This window comes from Duganella vulcania, assembly GCF_009857655.1.
Lineage (GTDB): Bacteria > Pseudomonadota > Gammaproteobacteria > Burkholderiales > Burkholderiaceae_D > Rugamonas > Rugamonas vulcania.
In genome coordinates, this window is the sequence record NZ_WWCX01000029.1 from 23,504 (window position 1) to 38,235 (window position 14,732).

At 65.5% G+C, this 14,732-nt stretch carries 14 protein-coding genes; 3 read left to right on the top strand and 11 right to left on the bottom strand.

The window, feature by feature from the left end; genetic code table 11:
- Positions 1 to 14: 14 nt before the first annotated feature.
- The 3 genes from GTP90_RS17160 to GTP90_RS17170 all read right to left on the bottom strand — a co-directional run bounded on the left by GTP90_RS17160 (position 15) and on the right by GTP90_RS17170 (position 3,450).
- The gene (locus GTP90_RS17160) at positions 15 to 2,045 is read right to left on the bottom strand and encodes a S8 family serine peptidase (RefSeq protein ID WP_161084692.1); all 2,031 of its coding nucleotides are present in this window, start codon (positions 2,043 to 2,045) and stop codon (positions 15 to 17) included.
- An 11-nt stretch (positions 2,046 to 2,056) separates the two neighbouring features.
- Positions 2,057 to 2,353: a hypothetical protein gene (locus GTP90_RS17165; RefSeq protein ID WP_161084693.1), complete on the bottom strand. Its 297-nt coding sequence runs from the start codon at positions 2,351 to 2,353 to the stop codon at positions 2,057 to 2,059.
- 86 nt (positions 2,354 to 2,439) lie between these two features.
- Entirely contained in the window at positions 2,440 to 3,450 is a 1,011-nt protein-coding gene (locus GTP90_RS17170) for a hypothetical protein (protein WP_161084694.1), read from the bottom strand.
- A gap of 156 nt (positions 3,451 to 3,606) precedes the next feature.
- Between GTP90_RS17170 and earP the strand changes: the two genes are divergently transcribed.
- The 3 genes from earP to GTP90_RS17185 all read left to right on the top strand — a co-directional run bounded on the left by earP (position 3,607) and on the right by GTP90_RS17185 (position 7,257).
- Complete coding sequence (gene earP, locus GTP90_RS17175) at positions 3,607 to 4,761, top strand: elongation factor P maturation arginine rhamnosyltransferase EarP (protein WP_161084695.1); 1,155 nt, start codon at positions 3,607 to 3,609, stop codon at positions 4,759 to 4,761.
- A 121-nt stretch (positions 4,762 to 4,882) separates the two neighbouring features.
- Positions 4,883 to 5,458 carry an elongation factor P gene (locus tag GTP90_RS17180; RefSeq protein ID WP_161084696.1) on the top strand — a complete coding sequence of 192 codons (576 nt, stop codon included), beginning with the start codon at positions 4,883 to 4,885 and terminating at the stop codon, positions 5,456 to 5,458.
- 191 nt (positions 5,459 to 5,649) lie between these two features.
- Positions 5,650 to 7,257 carry an amidase gene (locus GTP90_RS17185; RefSeq protein WP_161084697.1) on the top strand — a complete coding sequence of 536 codons (1,608 nt, stop codon included), beginning with the start codon at positions 5,650 to 5,652 and terminating at the stop codon, positions 7,255 to 7,257.
- Here GTP90_RS17185 and GTP90_RS17190 read toward each other — a convergent pair.
- From GTP90_RS17190 to GTP90_RS17225, 8 genes are all read right to left on the bottom strand, one after another.
- On the bottom strand, positions 7,254 to 8,420 hold the full coding sequence (locus GTP90_RS17190) for a hypothetical protein (protein ID WP_161084698.1): 1,167 nt from the start codon (positions 8,418 to 8,420) through the stop codon (positions 7,254 to 7,256). The two genes, GTP90_RS17185 and GTP90_RS17190, sit on opposite strands and share 4 nt — an antisense overlap.
- 113 nt (positions 8,421 to 8,533) lie before the next feature.
- On the bottom strand, positions 8,534 to 9,268 hold the full coding sequence (locus GTP90_RS17195; RefSeq protein ID WP_161084699.1) for an ABC transporter ATP-binding protein: 735 nt from the start codon (positions 9,266 to 9,268) through the stop codon (positions 8,534 to 8,536).
- Positions 9,258 to 10,016, bottom strand: coding sequence for an ABC transporter permease (locus GTP90_RS17200; protein WP_161084700.1), 759 nt, complete (start codon positions 10,014 to 10,016; stop codon positions 9,258 to 9,260). The genes GTP90_RS17195 and GTP90_RS17200 overlap by 11 nt, the downstream gene beginning before the upstream one ends.
- Before the next feature lie 9 nt (positions 10,017 to 10,025).
- Positions 10,026 to 10,430 (bottom strand): cupredoxin domain-containing protein, encoded by a 405-nt coding sequence (locus tag GTP90_RS17205; RefSeq protein ID WP_254451908.1) that lies wholly within the window; start codon positions 10,428 to 10,430, stop codon positions 10,026 to 10,028.
- Between the two features lie 41 nt (positions 10,431 to 10,471).
- Entirely contained in the window at positions 10,472 to 11,056 is a 585-nt protein-coding gene (locus GTP90_RS17210; RefSeq protein ID WP_161084701.1) for an SCO family protein, read from the bottom strand.
- A complete protein-coding gene (locus GTP90_RS17215) occupies positions 11,053 to 12,102 on the bottom strand; it encodes an ABC transporter substrate-binding protein (protein WP_161084702.1) in 1,050 nt (349 codons plus the stop codon). The genes GTP90_RS17210 and GTP90_RS17215 overlap by 4 nt, the downstream gene beginning before the upstream one ends.
- A gap of 35 nt (positions 12,103 to 12,137) precedes the next feature.
- On the bottom strand, positions 12,138 to 12,851 hold the full coding sequence (msrA, locus tag GTP90_RS17220) for a peptide-methionine (S)-S-oxide reductase MsrA (protein WP_161084703.1): 714 nt from the start codon (positions 12,849 to 12,851) through the stop codon (positions 12,138 to 12,140).
- Between the two features lie 15 nt (positions 12,852 to 12,866).
- Positions 12,867 to 14,729, bottom strand: coding sequence for a cytochrome c biogenesis protein DipZ (locus GTP90_RS17225; protein ID WP_161084704.1), 1,863 nt, complete (start codon positions 14,727 to 14,729; stop codon positions 12,867 to 12,869).
- Positions 14,730 to 14,732 lie beyond the last annotated feature (3 nt).

Sequence of the window (14,732 nt, forward strand, 5' to 3'; positions counted from 1 at the left end):
TTGCATTTCCGGGCCTACCACATGATGGGGTTGTACGGCTGCGGCAGCGGGAAGCGGCCCACGTGCAGCTGCGGCCATTGCGTGCCGTAGGCCGCCATCTGCGCCGCGCGCGCCACGTCCAGGCCCAGCGGATCGTAGACCGCGCCGCCGCCCATCAAGCCGCCCATGTTGCCGCCGATCGCGCCGCCCAGATTGGCGCCCAGCTGCGGCGCAGGCATCGCCATCACGCCGGCCTGCTGCGGCGCCACGGCCTGCGCCGGCTGCTGGCTGGCGGCGTTCTGCAAGCCCACCGCCACCAGCACATCCGGCATGCCGAAACCAGTGCGGCTCTGGTCGCCCAGGCTGACGCGGTGCGCGCTGGCGCGGATGAGCTGGAACAGCCGCTCGACCCGCTCGGCGCCGCGCGCCTTGTACTGCGGCGTCTGGAAGTCCGGATGGTGCGCCAGCGTCAGCGCGGCCAGCCCGGTCACGTGCGGGGTCGCCATCGAGGTGCCGTCCCAGGCCGCGAAATTATTCGGCGGCACGCAGGAGGTGATCGCCACGCCTGGCGCGCACACCGCCACCTGCGGCCCGAAGCAGCTGAACTTGGCCGTGAAGTAGCCGTAGGCGTCGACGTTCTGGTCCAGCGTCTGCGCGTGGTAGCTGTCGGCCGGGAACTCGTCGAGCTTGCCCACGGCGGCCACCGCCAGCACGTTGGGCGACGAGGCCGGATACTGCACCGCGCCGCTTGAATTGCCGGCCGCGACGATGCAGGCGATGCCGGCCCGCTTGGCGCGCACGATCTGCTGCTCCAGCGCCTCCGACACCTCGGCCCCGCCCAGGCTCAGGTTGACCACGTCGATCTGCTTGTCGATGCAGTACTCCAGCGCGTCGATCAGCTGGCTGATCTGGCCGCCGGGGAACAGCTTGCAGGCGTGGACCTCGGCGTCCGGCGCGAAGCCGCGGATGCCCGAGGCGATGTCGGCCGCCGCGATCACGCCGGCGCAGTGCGAGCCGTGGCCCAGCGTGTCCTGGTCCCAGCCCTCGGGGTTGGTCTTCTTGTTGAGCACGTCGAAGCCGGCCTTGATGCCGGTGAGGTTGGCGTGCGTGGTGGCCGCGCCGGAATCGATGATGGCGATCTTGATGCCCTGGCCGCGGTAGTTGCCGGGCAGCTGGTCGAGCCGCATCGCCTTCTGGCCCCAGCCGTAGGCGCGCTGGCGCGGGAAGCCGGCCAGCGACGGCCAGTCCGACAGCGCGCGCAGCACCACCACGTTGGGCTCGTCGGTGCTGATGTCGGGATCGCGCTGGTAGAAGCTCCAGTAGTCGGCCTTGGGCTTGACGTACAGGCCGCGCACCGACTCCGGCGTTTCGCCATACAGCGACAGCGTGACCTGGCCGTTGGCGTCGGTCACGCCGCTGGCCGGCAGCATGCTGCCGAACAGCGACACCTCGGCCTCGGCCTGCGGCGCGCCATCCTTGCCGGTCACGCTGATGACGGCGTTGAGCACCGGGCCGCCGCCGGCCGGCATCACGCCGGTCACCATGGCCGGCTGGCGCAGCGCCGGGTCCATCAGGTTCAGGTGCTGGTCGTGCTCGACCAGCAGCCGGCCCTGGCCCTGCTGGTGCAGCACGGCGGCCTTTTGTTCCGTCATGCGCGCCACCAGCACGCCCTGGGAACCGCCCATGCCGTCGGCCAGCGCGCCGAGCACGGATTTCGGGCCGACCGTGTCGACCACCTCGATATCGTTGCTGCTGCGCAGCGCCTGCTCCAGCGCGGAGAACTGCAGCGGCTGGAAGCTCATGGCTTGCAGGCCGTCGGGCTGGCGCGGCGCGATCACGTACTGCTTCTTGCGCGCGGCCACGTTGCGGCCGCGGCCATCGGCCGGGCGCCGGCCGGGATCGGCGGTGTCGGCCGCCGCGCGCGTTTCGCCGCCGGTGGAGCTGGAGGAGCCGGACGCGCCGCGCGTGGAGCGGCCCGCGTTTTCAGTGGAGGCGGGACCGCTGTCGCCGCCGGAGAGGGTCGGGTCCGGCGACGACGAGGCGCCGTCGTTAGTTGGTCTGGGCATGGACTTTCCTTTCACATCATCGGATCGGACGGCGTGCTGTCGAACAGCGACAGCGGCTGGTCCGGTTCTATCGTCAATTGTTGGGAGGGCTTGCCGGTGCTGCGGAAATGCAGCTCCAGCAGGCGTGCTTTGTCGGGACTGATTTCAACGACCGCCGTGTGCGGCTGGTCGCGCGGACCGATGACGTCGACCACGTCGATCTCGGGATCGACGTCGGCTAGCGCCAGGAAATCGGCCAGCGGCGCGCTGTCGGCGGCATGGATCAGATACCTGGCCTTGTTGGCCGACGCGGCTTGGGCTTCTGTCATGGGGATCTCCTTAAAAGAGCAGCGCCCTCCGTGGCCGCCGCCGACGGAGGGCAGGGCTGCGGCGCGGTCAGCGCCGCAGCGGTGGATCAATGCAGGGTCTGGCCGCCATACAGCGAGTTGGCGGCGTTGGCCAGCTGCGCCTGTTGCGTCAGCTGGGCCAGTTGCGCCTGCTGCTGCGCATAGGCCTGCGTCAGCGGATCGGCGCCGAACGGCAGCATGCCGCCCAGCTGGCCCGCGATGCCGCCGATGGTGTTGCCCAGTCCGGAATTACCGAACGCGCCGCCGATGGCGCCACCCAGCGGCTGGGCCACGCTCTTGATGATGTTGCCGAACCAGCCTTGCGGCGCCAGGCCTTGCAGCTGTTGCAGCTGTTGTTGCTGCGCCGCTTGCTGTGCGTAGGCCTGCGCCACCGGGTCGGCCGCGAACGGCAGCATGCCGCCCAGCTGGCCGGCGATGCCGCCGATGGTGTTGCCGATGCCCGAGTGGCCGAAGGCGCCGCCGATCATGCCGCCCAGCGGCTGGGCCACGCTCTTGATGATGTTGCCGAACCAGCCTTGCGGCGCCAGGCCTTGCGCCTGCAGCTGTTGCAGCTGCTGCAGTTGTTGTAGCTGTTGCAGTTGCTGTTGTTGCTGCGCCTGCTGCGCATAGGCCTGCGTGACCGGATCGGCCGCGAACGGCAGCATGCCGCCCAGCTGGCCGGCGATGCCGCCGATGGTGTTGCCCAGGCCGGCGTTACCGAACGCGCCGCCGATGGCGCCACCCAAGGGCTGGGCCACGCTCTTGATGATGTTGCCGAACCAGCCCTGCGGTGCGAGCTGTGCTTGTTGCAGCTGTTGCAGTTGCTGTTGTTGTGCTTGTTGTGCGTAGGCTGCGGTCACAGGGTCCACACCCAGCGGCAGGAAGGAACCGCCGATGCCGCCGGCCGCCTGGCCGATCTGGCTGCCCAGGTGGGAGTTGCCGAACAGGCCGCCGATGCCGCGGCCGATCAAGCCACCCAGCGGCGCGCCGATCAGACTGCCAAAGAAGCCTTGCGGCGCCAGGCCGCCGAACTGTTGCGGTGCTAGTTGTTGTGCATAGTATTGTTGGTACTCGTTCATGGTATCTCCTTGTTGTGGTTGCTGTCGGCCAGCGCGGCTTGAGGGCCGGCGCTGGAAGGGATTGGACCGGGCCAGCCGGATGAAAGTTTTGGTATTCTTGGTGGCCGCTGCGCGTTAATCAGGTATCATCCAGCCTCTCTTTTTTCTCGATCCGCCATGACGACATTCCGCCGCCTCGACCTGTTCTGCCGTGTAGTCGACAACTACGGCGACATCGGCATCTGCTGGCGCCTGGCGCGCCAGCTGCGGCGCGAGCACGGCCTGGCCGTCACGCTGTGGGTCGACGACCTGGCCAGCTTCCTCCGCATCTGCCCCGAGGTCGACCCCGGCGCCGCCAGCCAGCAGCTGGACGGCGTCACCGTGCGCCACTGGGCCAGCCAGGACGGCGCGTTCACGCCGGCCGACGTGGCCGACATCGTCATCGAATTTTTCGCCGTCGATATCCCGCCCGGTTACATCGAGGCGATGGCGCAGTGCGAACCGCGTCCGGTGTGGTTCAACCTGGAGGGTTTGACGGCGGAGGAGTGGGTCGAAGGCTGTCATCGCCTGACGTCGCCGCATCCGCGCCTGCCGTTGACCAAGCACTTCTTCTTCCCCGGCTTTACGGACAAGACCGGCGGCCTGCTGCGCGAGGCGGAGCTCGATGCGGAGCGCCGCAGCTTTCAATCCTCGCCGGCGGAGATGGCGCGGTTCCTGGCGCGCTTCGGCGTCACGCCGGCCGAGATGGCGGCCACCAAGGTCTCGCTGTTCTGCTACCCGCACGCGCCGGTGTCGGCGCTGCTGGATGTGTGGCGCGCGGGCGGCCAGGCGATCACCTGCCTGGTGCCGGAAGGCGTGGCTGCCGAGGCGGTGCAAGCCTTCCTTGGCGCCGACGCCCCGGCCGGCGCCAGCGCCACGCAAGGCGCGCTGACGCTGCGCGTGCTGCCTTTCGTGCCGCAGCCGGACTACGACAAGTTGCTGTGGGCCTGCGACCTGAACTTCGTGCGCGGCGAGGATTCCTTCGTGCGCGCGCAGTGGGCGGGCAAGCCATTCGTCTGGCACATCTACCCGCAGGACGAGAACCTGCACCACAAAAAACTGCGCGCCTTTTTGCAGCGCTACGCCGACGGGCTCGATGCGCTCGACGAGTTCTCGCTGCGCTGGAACGGCGCGCCGACGGCGGGCGAGGGCAGCGACTGGACGTCGCTGTGGCGAGCCTTCGCGCGCGAGATGCCGGCCATGGCCGCGCGCGCGGATGTGTGGCAAACGCAAATGCTCGGCAACGGCGATCTGGCCGCCAATTTGATAGCCTTCGCTGCCACGCTGAGATAGGCGGTGCGGGAAAAACAAAGTATAATGCCGGGTTAATCTCTACCTGATCAACCGTGAGCTTTGGGCGTTCCGCCTGGCGACAGATGATTTTTACGCAACCTACTTTTTACGTACACTCTCTATGAAACCTGCAAAAGAAATTCGTGTTGGCAACATCATCATGGTTGACAGCAAGCCTATGATCGTTCTGCGCTCCGACGTCAACGGTTCGAGCCGCACGGGCTTCACCTACAAATGGAAGATGAAGAATCTTCTGACCAACACCCCGATGGAAAACGTCTTCCGCGGCGACGACAAGTTCGACGTGGTCGTTCTGGACAAGAAGCCAGTGACCTACTCGTACTTCGCCGATCCGCTGTACGTCTTCATGGACGCCGACTACGAACAGTACGAAATCGAAGAAGAAAACCTGGGCGACGCCCTGAACTACCTGAAAGACGGCATGGAATGCGAAGCCGTGTTCTACGACGGCAAAGCAATTTCGGTTGAACTGCCAACCACCATCGCACGTCAAGTGGTGTACTCGGAACCAGCCGTTAAAGGCAACACTTCGGGCAACGTCCTGAAAGAAGCCAAGATCGAAAACGCCATCGAATCCAAGCGCCACACCGTGCAAGTGCCACTGTTCGTGAGCCAGGACGACGTCATTGAAATCGACACCCGTACCAACGAATACAAGCGTATCGTTCGTAACTAATCGATTTTAGTTGCTAAAAAGCACGCCCAGCATGTGAAATACATGCCGGCGTGCTTTTTTTATTGGAAAATGGTAATTATTTTCTGATTTGTAATAATTTTTGTGGTGTAGGTGGCAACACGCTGATATATTTATGCAACGCAATAAATAGTGCGCATTGGTGATCAGTTCAAACTACTCACGGGGATGGCATGGATCGCAGGGAATTCGTTCGTATCGGCGTCGCGGCGGGCGCCATGGCTGGCAGCAACCGGGTGCTGGCGGCGCCGGCCGGTGCCGCATCCAAGCTCGGTCCCGGCGGCATCCTCGACGCGGGCGTGTGGGAGCAGCAGCAGATGATGGAGGCCGGCAAGCTGACCTCTCACTCGCTGACCTCGCAATACCTGGCCCGCATCAAGACCATCGACAAGTCCGGCCCCCGCCTCAACGCCATCATTGAAATCAATCCCGAAGCGCTGAAGATCGCGCTGGAGATGGACCGCGAGCGCAACCTCAAGCGCGTGCGTGGTCCGCTGCACGGCATCCCCGTCCTCCTCAAAGACAACATCGCCACCGGCGACCGCATGAGCACCACCGCCGGCTCGCTGGCGCTGAACGGCGTGCGCGCCGCGCGCGACGCGCATGTGGCCGCCCGGCTGCGCGCGGCCGGCGCCGTCATCATCGGCAAAACCAACCTGAGCGAATGGGCCAATATGCGCTCGACGCACTCGGTCAGCGGCTGGAGCGGGCGCGGCGGCTTGACCCTGAATCCGTACTCGCTGGACCGCAACTGCAGCGGCTCCAGTTCCGGCTCGGGCGCGGCGATCGCGGCCGGGCTGGCCACGCTGGCGGTCGGCACCGAGACCGACGGCTCGATCGTCTCGCCGGCCTCGATCTGCGGCGTGGTCGGCATCAAGCCGACGCTGGGGCTGGTCAGCCGCAGCGGCATCATCCCGATCGCGCACTCGCAGGACACCGCCGGCCCGATGGCGCGCAGCGTGGCCGACGCCGCGCTGATGCTGGCCGCGATGACCGGCGTCGACGCCAGCGATCCTGTCACGCGGGAAGGCGCCGGCAAGGCGGGCGACTACCGCGCGGCGCTGGAGAAGGGCGGCTTGCAGGGCAAGCGCATCGGCGTGGCGCGCAACTTCTTCGGCAGCAATGACGAGCTGGACGCGGTGATCGAGAAAGCGCTGCTGGACTTGAAGGCGCAGGGCGCGATCCTGGTCGACATCGAAGTGCCCAACACCAGCAAATACGGCGACAGCGAGACCGAAGTGCTGCTGTACGAATTCAAGGCCGACCTGGCGGCCTACCTGAAGGAATACGCGCCGCACGCGCCGGTGGCCAACATGGCCGACGTCATCGCCTTCAACCAGAAGCACCACCAGCAAGAGCTGCCGTACTTCGGCCAGGAATACCTGGAACGGGCGCAGGCCAAGGGCGACCTCGACACGCCGGCCTACCGCGACGCGCTGGCCAACAACCAGCGCTACTCGCGCGCCGAAGGCATCGACCAGGTCATGCGCGAGCACCAGCTCGACGCGCTGGTGGCGCCGACCGGCGGGCCGGCATGGCTGACGGACTTCATCAACGGCGACCATTTCGGCGGCAGCTTCTCGTCGCCGGCGGCGGTGGCCGGCTACCCGCACATCACCGTGCCGGCGGGCTATGTGCACGGCCTGCCGGTCGGCCTCTCATTCGTTGGCGCAGCATACAGCGAAGCGATGCTGATCCGCATGGCCTACAGCTACGAGCAAGCCACACTGCACCGTCGCGCCCCGCAATTCCCACCCAGCGTCTCCCTGGCGGTCTCTTAACTCGGCGGCCAGACTTTGCGCGGACGGCCGCCGACGATAAAGTAGACCTCGAACGCTGCCGGTCCGTCCGGCGTGGGGATGGCCGCGATGAGTGTCAGGATAGTGCCTAAGTAAGGTTCTTCAAGTGCCCACGGCAGGTCGGTGATATCCACCGTAACGACCAGGCGGTTGCTGCCCTGTGTGCGCTTGTATTTGCCATATTTTCCCTTGACCCCTTTAACGATGGTGTTGATGCCGCTCTGGGTGTCACGCTGGTCTTTGACGTTCGCCGTGCGCGGCTCTAATACCAGCCTGGTCTTGGCTCTTGGTTTTTGGCCGCGGATCTGGATGAATTCATTGGGAATGGCGCGCTTGATGCCCTCGACGCGGAAGTTATCGCCAACCAGCTCATGGCCCACATAATCCGGCGCCAGCTTGCCCTCCTCGTTGGCCTCCGGCCCAGGGCGCAGCGCGAGCGGCGTCAACGACGAGAACCACAGCGCTTTTGCGCTCACCAGTTCCGACAACCGCTTGATCAGGTTGACATCGATGACATTGAAGCGCACCAGGAAGCGGACGACCTGAGCCGCTGTCTCGCTGGGCATGACCAGCGGATTGATCACGTTGTCGATCAGCGCGTCAATCTCCCGCTGCGCTTCCCGGAGGTGCGCGTCGATCGCGCCCTGCAAGCCACGCAGAGCGGTTCTGTGCGCCGACACATCCTTATTCTTTTTGGCCCCGTCCTTGATCAACTTCTTTAGCTGATACTCCTCCGGCAGTGTCTTGACGGAGTTGAGGGTGCCGCCGAGCATGCCGATGATGGTTTCACGGTTCCATGTCGCCTGCCAGCTTGTCGCCTGCTCGCTGCTCAGGACGTTGTACTGATAGACGTCGCGCCAATGCGCCTCCCATAGCTTCAACCGAGTCAGCGCCTCTTGCAGCGCGGCTCGCCCTTCGGCCTGTTCCGCCCGGTTGAATTCGGGATCCGACGCCCGTCGTATTTCGTATTCCTTGGGTAGGTAGCCGGTCTCAGCAAAATGCCGTTGCACATAAGCTTGAGCCTCCTTGTCGCGGCGTCTCTGCTCCTCCCGGAGCTGCTGCGGCGAGCCCCGTATGGCAAAGTCGACCGTGGGATGACGCGTTTCAGGCGGCGGGGCAACGGCGGGAACGGGATCTCTGGCCATACGTGCTCCGGAAATTGAATGTCGTTCCAATTATAGATCTGCGAAATAATGCAAATCTAACCAATTGTCATATTGCTTTATTTTGCCTGCGGCGATGTGGCAGCCGTGGCGGGTCAGATGGTCACGCCGAGTTCGCGCAGGATTTGGTCTTTCATTTCCTGGAATTCGGGATGGGACAGCTTGCGCGGATGGGGATGCGGCACTTCGAACGTCGCCTGGATCCGTGTCGGCCTCGGCGATAGCACCAGGATGCGGTCCGCCATGAACAGCGCTTCTTCCACATCGTGCGTGATCAGGATGACCGTGTGGCGCTCTTCGGCCAGGATGCGCAGCAGTTCGGTACGCATCTTCAGGTTCATCAACGCGTCCAGCGCGGAGAAGGGCTCGTCCATGTACAGGATCTCCGGCTTGACGACAAACGCCCGCGCCAGCTCCACCCGCTTCAACATCCCGCCCGACAGCTCGTGCGGATAGCTGTTCTCGAAGCCCTTCAGCCCCACCATCTCCGCGTAGTGATCGGCCAGCGCCGATTTGTCGCCGTGGCCGTTGCCGGTCAGGCCGAACATCAGGTTCTGCTGCACCGTCAACCACGGGAATACCGAGCCATGCTGCGAGATCGCGATGCCCTTTGGGTTCGGCCCGCGCCGCACCGTGCCGTCGATCCGCACCTCGCCTTCGCTGGGCTGCTCGAAGCCGGCGATGATCTTCATCAGCGTCGATTTGCCGCAGCCCGATGGCCCGACGATGGCGACGAATTCGCCATCCTTCACGTCGAGCGATACGCCGCCGACCACCGGCAGCTCCTTGAAGCTCTTCTTGATTTCCTTGACGACGATCTTAGCGTCCATAGCGCCACCTTACCGATTTGAGGCCTTCGAGTTTGCGCATCACCGCGTCCAGTATCAGGCCGATGACGCCGATGATGATCATGCCGGCGATGACCAGGTCATAGCGGTTGCCGGCGTTGCGCGAGTCCATGATCAGGTAGCCCAGGCCGGAGCGCAGCGCGATCATCTCGGCCGCCACCACCACCAGCCACGCGACGCCCAGCGCGATGCGCATGCCGACGATAATCTCCGGCAGCACCGCCGGAATGATCACCTGCCGGAACAAGGTGGTCTTGGACACGCCGAAGTTCTCGGCCGCCCGCAGGTAGCGCCGCTCGATGGTGTGCACGCCGGACGCGGTCTGCACGATCATCGGGAACACGGCGGCGATGAAGATCAGGAAGATCGGCGAGACGTTGCCGACGCCGAACCACAGGATGGCCAGCGGTATCCACGCGATCGGCGATATCGGCCGCAGGATCTGGAAGATGGGATTGAGCGTGATGTAGGCGCCGTCCACGCGCCCCATCCACAGGCCGAGCGGAATCGCCACCAGCGCCGCCAGCCCGAAGCCGGTGCCGACCCTGAACAGCGATGCGCCGATGTGCTCCCACAGCGTGCCGTCTTCGGCCAGTTCCAGCGTGCCTGTCACAACCTGCAGCGGCGTCGGGAAGATCACGCTTTCGGTCTGCACCACGACGATCCACCACAGGGCGATCAGCGCGGCCAGCACCGCCAGCGGCGGCAGGATTTTCTTGAGTTTTTCCATGGCGTCCAATCAGGTTGAGAATAGATGCGGCGCACGCGCCCAGGTGCGCAGGGCGCGCCACTTCAATCGCTGCCAGCCCACGGCCGGCATGGCGTCGACCACCACCCGCATTTGCCCGCTGGCGTGCGCGGTGCAGGCGAAGTCGTTGACGGAGACGGTTTCAAACGGCAGCCGGAAACTCTGGCCCGGCATGATCAGCACAGGTCCGAAAATCTGCGGCACGTTGTCCTTGTTGCGCAGCAGGAGGACGTCGTTCGCGCCCTGCGTCAGATGGATTTCGGACGGCAGGATCTCCACCTTATCGCCGGCCATGCGGCGCGCCCACGTGCCGTTGGGGATTTCAAACAGCTCGTCGCGCGAGGGCAGGGCGATGGGCGCCAGCGCGGCCCAAGCGCACAGCGCTACTCCTGCCATGGCCAGGCCCGGTGCGAGGAATTTGTGGAGACGCCGCGTCTTCAATTCTTCAACAGCAGCGTGGCGTCGTGCACCACGTCAGCGGCGGTGCGTCCGAACGGCAGCAGCGCACGCAGGCTGCCCTTGCGGTCGACGAAGTACAGGTACGAGGAATGGCCGATGGTGTAATCGGTCTTGCTGCCGTCGATCATTTTCCGGGTGGCGGTGATGCCGTAGTCCTGGCGCACGCGCGCCATCTGCTGCGGCGTGCCGGTGGCGCCGATGAAGGTCGGGTCGAAGGCGCGCAGGTAGTTGCGCATGCGCTCGGGCGTGTCGCGCTCGGGATCGACGGTCACGTAGATCACCTGCAGCTGGCTGGCCTGCGCGCCCATCTGCCGGCGCGCTTCCGCCAGCATCCCCAACGACACCGGGCATACGTCCACGCAGGAGGTGTAGCCGAATTCCAGCAGCACTAGCTTGCCCCGGTACTGGCTCAGTTTGAGCTCCTTGCCGTCCGAGCCGCGCACCGTGAAGTCGGGCGCCATGCGCGGCGGATCGAATACGCCGGCTTTCAGGCCGAGGGTGTCGGCCGCCTGCGCGCCGAAGGTGATGGTCATCGCCAGCAGTGCGGTCGTTATCTTGCTCATAGGCTGATGGCGACCGGCTTGATGGCCTTGACGAAGCTCTCGTCCACGTAGGATTCGTAGGCGATGGGGCGCTTGATGGTGCCGGCTTCGATCGACAGCTGCATCAATTCGTCGAACTCGGAACGTATCATGCGCAGGTCGCCGTAGGTCACGCGGTCGGACGGATTCTGCATCACGAAGCGCAGCACGTTCGGGTCCTGGTTGAAGTACTTGCGGCCGGCGGCGATGGTGATGGCCTTCTCGCGGCTGGCGGCCGCGGAATCGAGCCAGCTGCCGGCGGCCTGCACGTAGTTGACCAGCTCCTGCACCAGCGGGCGGTTTTCCTTGATTAGTTCTTCGCGCACCGTCAGCACGCAGCAGATGTAGTTGCGCCATTCGTCGCGCGTCATCGCCAGCGGACGCGCGTAACCGGCGCGCTGCGCTGCGGCGCCGAAAGGCTCGCCGGTGCAGTAGCCGTCCACCGCCTTGGCATACAGCGCTGCCGGCATGTCCGGCGGCGCCATCTCGATGATCTCGATATCCTTGGGCGTCATCTTCTCGCGCGCCAGCATTTTGCGCAGGAACAGGAAGTCCACCGCGAAGCGGCTCGGGATGGCGATGCGCTTGCCGCGCAGGTCGGCGAATTTCTTGTAAGTGGAATCGGTGCGCACCATGATCACGGCGCCCGAGCGGTGGCCCAGCGAGACGATCTTCACCGGGATGCGCTTGTCCGCCAGGTCCATCACCAACGGCGCCAGCATGTACGCGGCCTGGATGCGGCCCGTCATCAGGGACTCTTTCACCTCGGGCCAGCCGTTGTACTTGCTGTATTCGAAGCCGCGCGGCAGCGCGCCCGGCTTGCCGATAGCCGCGGCCTTCGCCATGCAGGCCACCGGCAGCGTGAGGTTGCAGGTGACGGGCAGGCCGCCCACTTGGATGGGCGAGTCGGCCGCGCTGGCGCTGGACGGCAGTATCAGCGGCAGCGCCGGTGCGGCGGCGGTCAGCAAACCGCCCAGCAGCCGGCGCCGCAGCGGTGAATCGGGGGTGGGGTCGTCTCTGTTATCCATGGCACTTGGCCGTGTCGTATTTTCCTGTAATTGTACTACAGGCCTTTCCGCACGAGCACCGGGTCAGCGCGATATACATCCGGCGCGATACGCTTCAGGTTTTCGACCTTGGGCAGGTCGTTGAAGGCGATGTACGGATGGTTGGGGTTAAGCGTCAGGAAGTTCTGGTGATAGGCCTCGGCGGGGTAGAAGGCCTTGTCCATTTCGATCCTGGTCGCCAGCGGCTTCTTGAACACATGCGAGGCGTTGAGCTGCGCGATGTACTTTTCCGCCACGCTGCGCTGCACCGGTGACTGCGGGAAGATCGCGGAACGGTATTGCGTGCCGCTGTCCGGTCCCTGGCGATTGAGCTCCGTGGGATTGTGCGCCACCGAGAAGAAGATCTGCAGCAGCTTGCCGTAGCTGATCTGCGCCGGATCGTAGGTGATCTTCACGCTTTCCGCGTGGCCGGTGTCGCCGCCGCTCACGGCGTCGTAGTTGGCGCTGCGGCCGTCGCCGCCGGCATAGCCGGAGACCGCGTTGCTGACGCCTTTGACATGCTGGAACACGCCCTGCACGCCCCAGAAGCAGCCGCCCGCAAAGATGGCGGTGGCTGTGTGGCCGGTGGGTGCCGGTTCATCGATGGCCGGCGGCGCGATCACCACCGCCACTTCCGCCGATACCGCCGGCTGCTGCCACAGCGCCACGCCGAAGATGGCGGCGCCGGCCAGCGCCAGGGGACCGCCGTAGTTTTTCAAGAAGCTGTTCATATTGTGCTCTCCGTTTCAACCAAAGGTGAAGGCGTAGGCTTGTACGCCGGGATCCAGGAATTCGATGCTGAAGGTGTGGTCGCCAATGCTGCCGGACTGTCGCACCAGTTGGTACAAACGCTGGCCGTTGATGGTGCCGCTGCCGTCGGCGGCGACGTCGGCGCCGTGGTTGCGGCCCGGCGCGGCGCCGTCTATCGTCACGCGGAAGCGTACCGGCTTGCCGTTCTTGTCCGGGCCGAGCACCAGGTGCAGGTCGCGCGCGTGGAAGCGGTAGACGATGCGGCCCGTGCCCTGGCTCAGCGTGACCTGGTCCGGCTGCGACAGCCAGTTCCCGGCCAGGCCCCATTGGTTCAGCGCCGGCTGCGAGGGCGCGGTGTAGCTGCGGCTCTGGTCTGCGGCCTGGGCTTCCGGCGAGGCGAAATTCTGCGCCCGTTCGTAACCCAGGTAGGTTTCCGGCGAGGCCACCTGGCCCATGTCGGACGCCTGCTGCACGCCTTGCGCGCCTTCCGCGCTGACCACGGTGGTGGCCACGTTCTTGCGGCCAGCTTGTTCCAGCAGCTGCTGGATCGCCTGCTCGGTCTGGGCGTATTCGCCTTCGCCGAAATGGTGGTGGCGGATCTGGCCCTTGGCGTCGATGAGGTAGTGCGCGGGCCAGTACTGGTTGCCGAAGGCGCGCCAGATGGCGTAGTCGTTGTCGACGGCGACAGGGTAGGTGATGCCAAGGTCCTTGACCGCCTTGCGCACATTGCCGATATCGCGCTCGAAGGCGAATTCGGGGGCGTGTACGCCGATCACCACCAGGCCCTGGTCGCGGTATTTTTCAGCCCAGGCTTTCACGTAGGGCATGGAGCGCAGGCAGTTGATGCAGGAGTAGGTCCAGAAGTCGACCAGCACTACTTTGCCTTCCAGCTGGGCTGCGGTCAGCGGCGCGGAGTTCAGCCAGTCGACGGCGCCCGTCAGCGGCGGCAGCTTGCCTTCCACTGGGAGCGTGTCCTCGGCCGGCATGGCGGCGTGCATGGCCATCATGGCGGGGCCATTGCCGCTCATCGCGGTGCGCGACATCATTGCGCCCGAGCCGTTCGCCGCGTCGCCGCCACGCGTCGCGCCACCGGTCATCATCGCGCCGCCCTGTTGCTCGCGCGGCGACAGCGTATCGATCAGCTTTTGCTCCAGGCCGGACGTGGCGACCGTCGACACCCGAGTCAGCAGGCCGGTATCCAGCCCGCTGGCGATCGCCGCCACGCCGCCCAGCATGGCCACGCCCAAGCCGCGCCGCATCCATTCACCAGCGCCCAATGAGCGCTTCATCGCACTGAAGACTTTTCCGCCGATGAGTAGCGCTAGTCCCAACGAAGTCGCCGCGCCGGCCGCATAGGCCAACAGCAGCAGCGTCGTCTGGGCGCTGGCGCCGTTCAGCGCCGCGCCGGTCAGCAGCAGGCCAAGTACCGGCCCCGCGCAGGGTGCCCACAGCAAGCCGGTCGCGATCCCCAGCAGGAGCGACGACCGCGCTCCCGACCACGCGCCACCGTCCGCGCCATCGGCCGCCTGCGCCTTGTTGGACAGCCTGTCGCCAAGCGCCACCAACGGCTTGGTCAAGCGGTCCGCCAGGTGCGGCAGCATCAAGGTCAGCGCGAAGAACGCCATCAGCGCCATGGCCAGCCAGCGGCCATATTGATTGGCCTGCACCACCCAGCCGCCACCGACGGCAGCCAGCGTCGCCACCAGCGCAAAGGTCAGCGCCATCCCGGCCAGCAGCGGCAATCCGCTGCGCACGAACGGCTGCCCGGTGCGGGCAAACACGAACGGCAGGACCGGCAGGATGCAGGGGCTGAGTATCGTCAGCGCCCCGCCGAGGTAAGAGAGAAGGATCAGCAGCATGAC

What these genes read in the sequence shown, in the direction of transcription:
- GTP90_RS17160 (WP_161084692.1), bottom strand. Translation starts at nt 2,045, where the DNA reads ATGCCCAGACCAACTAACGACGGCGCCTCGTCGTCGCCGGACCCGACC.
- GTP90_RS17165 (WP_161084693.1), bottom strand. Translation starts at nt 2,353, where the DNA reads ATGACAGAAGCCCAAGCCGCGTCGGCCAACAAGGCCAGGTATCTGATC.
- GTP90_RS17170 (WP_161084694.1), bottom strand. Translation starts at nt 3,450, where the DNA reads ATGAACGAGTACCAACAATACTATGCACAACAACTAGCACCGCAACAG.
- earP (WP_161084695.1), top strand. Translation starts at nt 3,607, where the DNA reads ATGACGACATTCCGCCGCCTCGACCTGTTCTGCCGTGTAGTCGACAAC.
- GTP90_RS17180 (WP_161084696.1), top strand. Translation starts at nt 4,883, where the DNA reads ATGAAACCTGCAAAAGAAATTCGTGTTGGCAACATCATCATGGTTGAC.
- GTP90_RS17185 (WP_161084697.1), top strand. Translation starts at nt 5,650, where the DNA reads ATGGATCGCAGGGAATTCGTTCGTATCGGCGTCGCGGCGGGCGCCATG.
- GTP90_RS17190 (WP_161084698.1), bottom strand. Translation starts at nt 8,420, where the DNA reads ATGGCCAGAGATCCCGTTCCCGCCGTTGCCCCGCCGCCTGAAACGCGT.
- GTP90_RS17195 (WP_161084699.1), bottom strand. Translation starts at nt 9,268, where the DNA reads ATGGACGCTAAGATCGTCGTCAAGGAAATCAAGAAGAGCTTCAAGGAG.
- GTP90_RS17200 (WP_161084700.1), bottom strand. Translation starts at nt 10,016, where the DNA reads ATGGAAAAACTCAAGAAAATCCTGCCGCCGCTGGCGGTGCTGGCCGCG.
- GTP90_RS17205 (WP_254451908.1), bottom strand. Translation starts at nt 10,430, where the DNA reads ATGGCAGGAGTAGCGCTGTGCGCTTGGGCCGCGCTGGCGCCCATCGCC.
- GTP90_RS17210 (WP_161084701.1), bottom strand. Translation starts at nt 11,056, where the DNA reads ATGAGCAAGATAACGACCGCACTGCTGGCGATGACCATCACCTTCGGC.
- GTP90_RS17215 (WP_161084702.1), bottom strand. Translation starts at nt 12,102, where the DNA reads ATGGATAACAGAGACGACCCCACCCCCGATTCACCGCTGCGGCGCCGG.
- msrA (WP_161084703.1), bottom strand. Translation starts at nt 12,851, where the DNA reads ATGAACAGCTTCTTGAAAAACTACGGCGGTCCCCTGGCGCTGGCCGGC.
- GTP90_RS17225 (WP_161084704.1), bottom strand. Translation starts at nt 14,729, where the DNA reads ATGCTGCTGATCCTTCTCTCTTACCTCGGCGGGGCGCTGACGATACTC.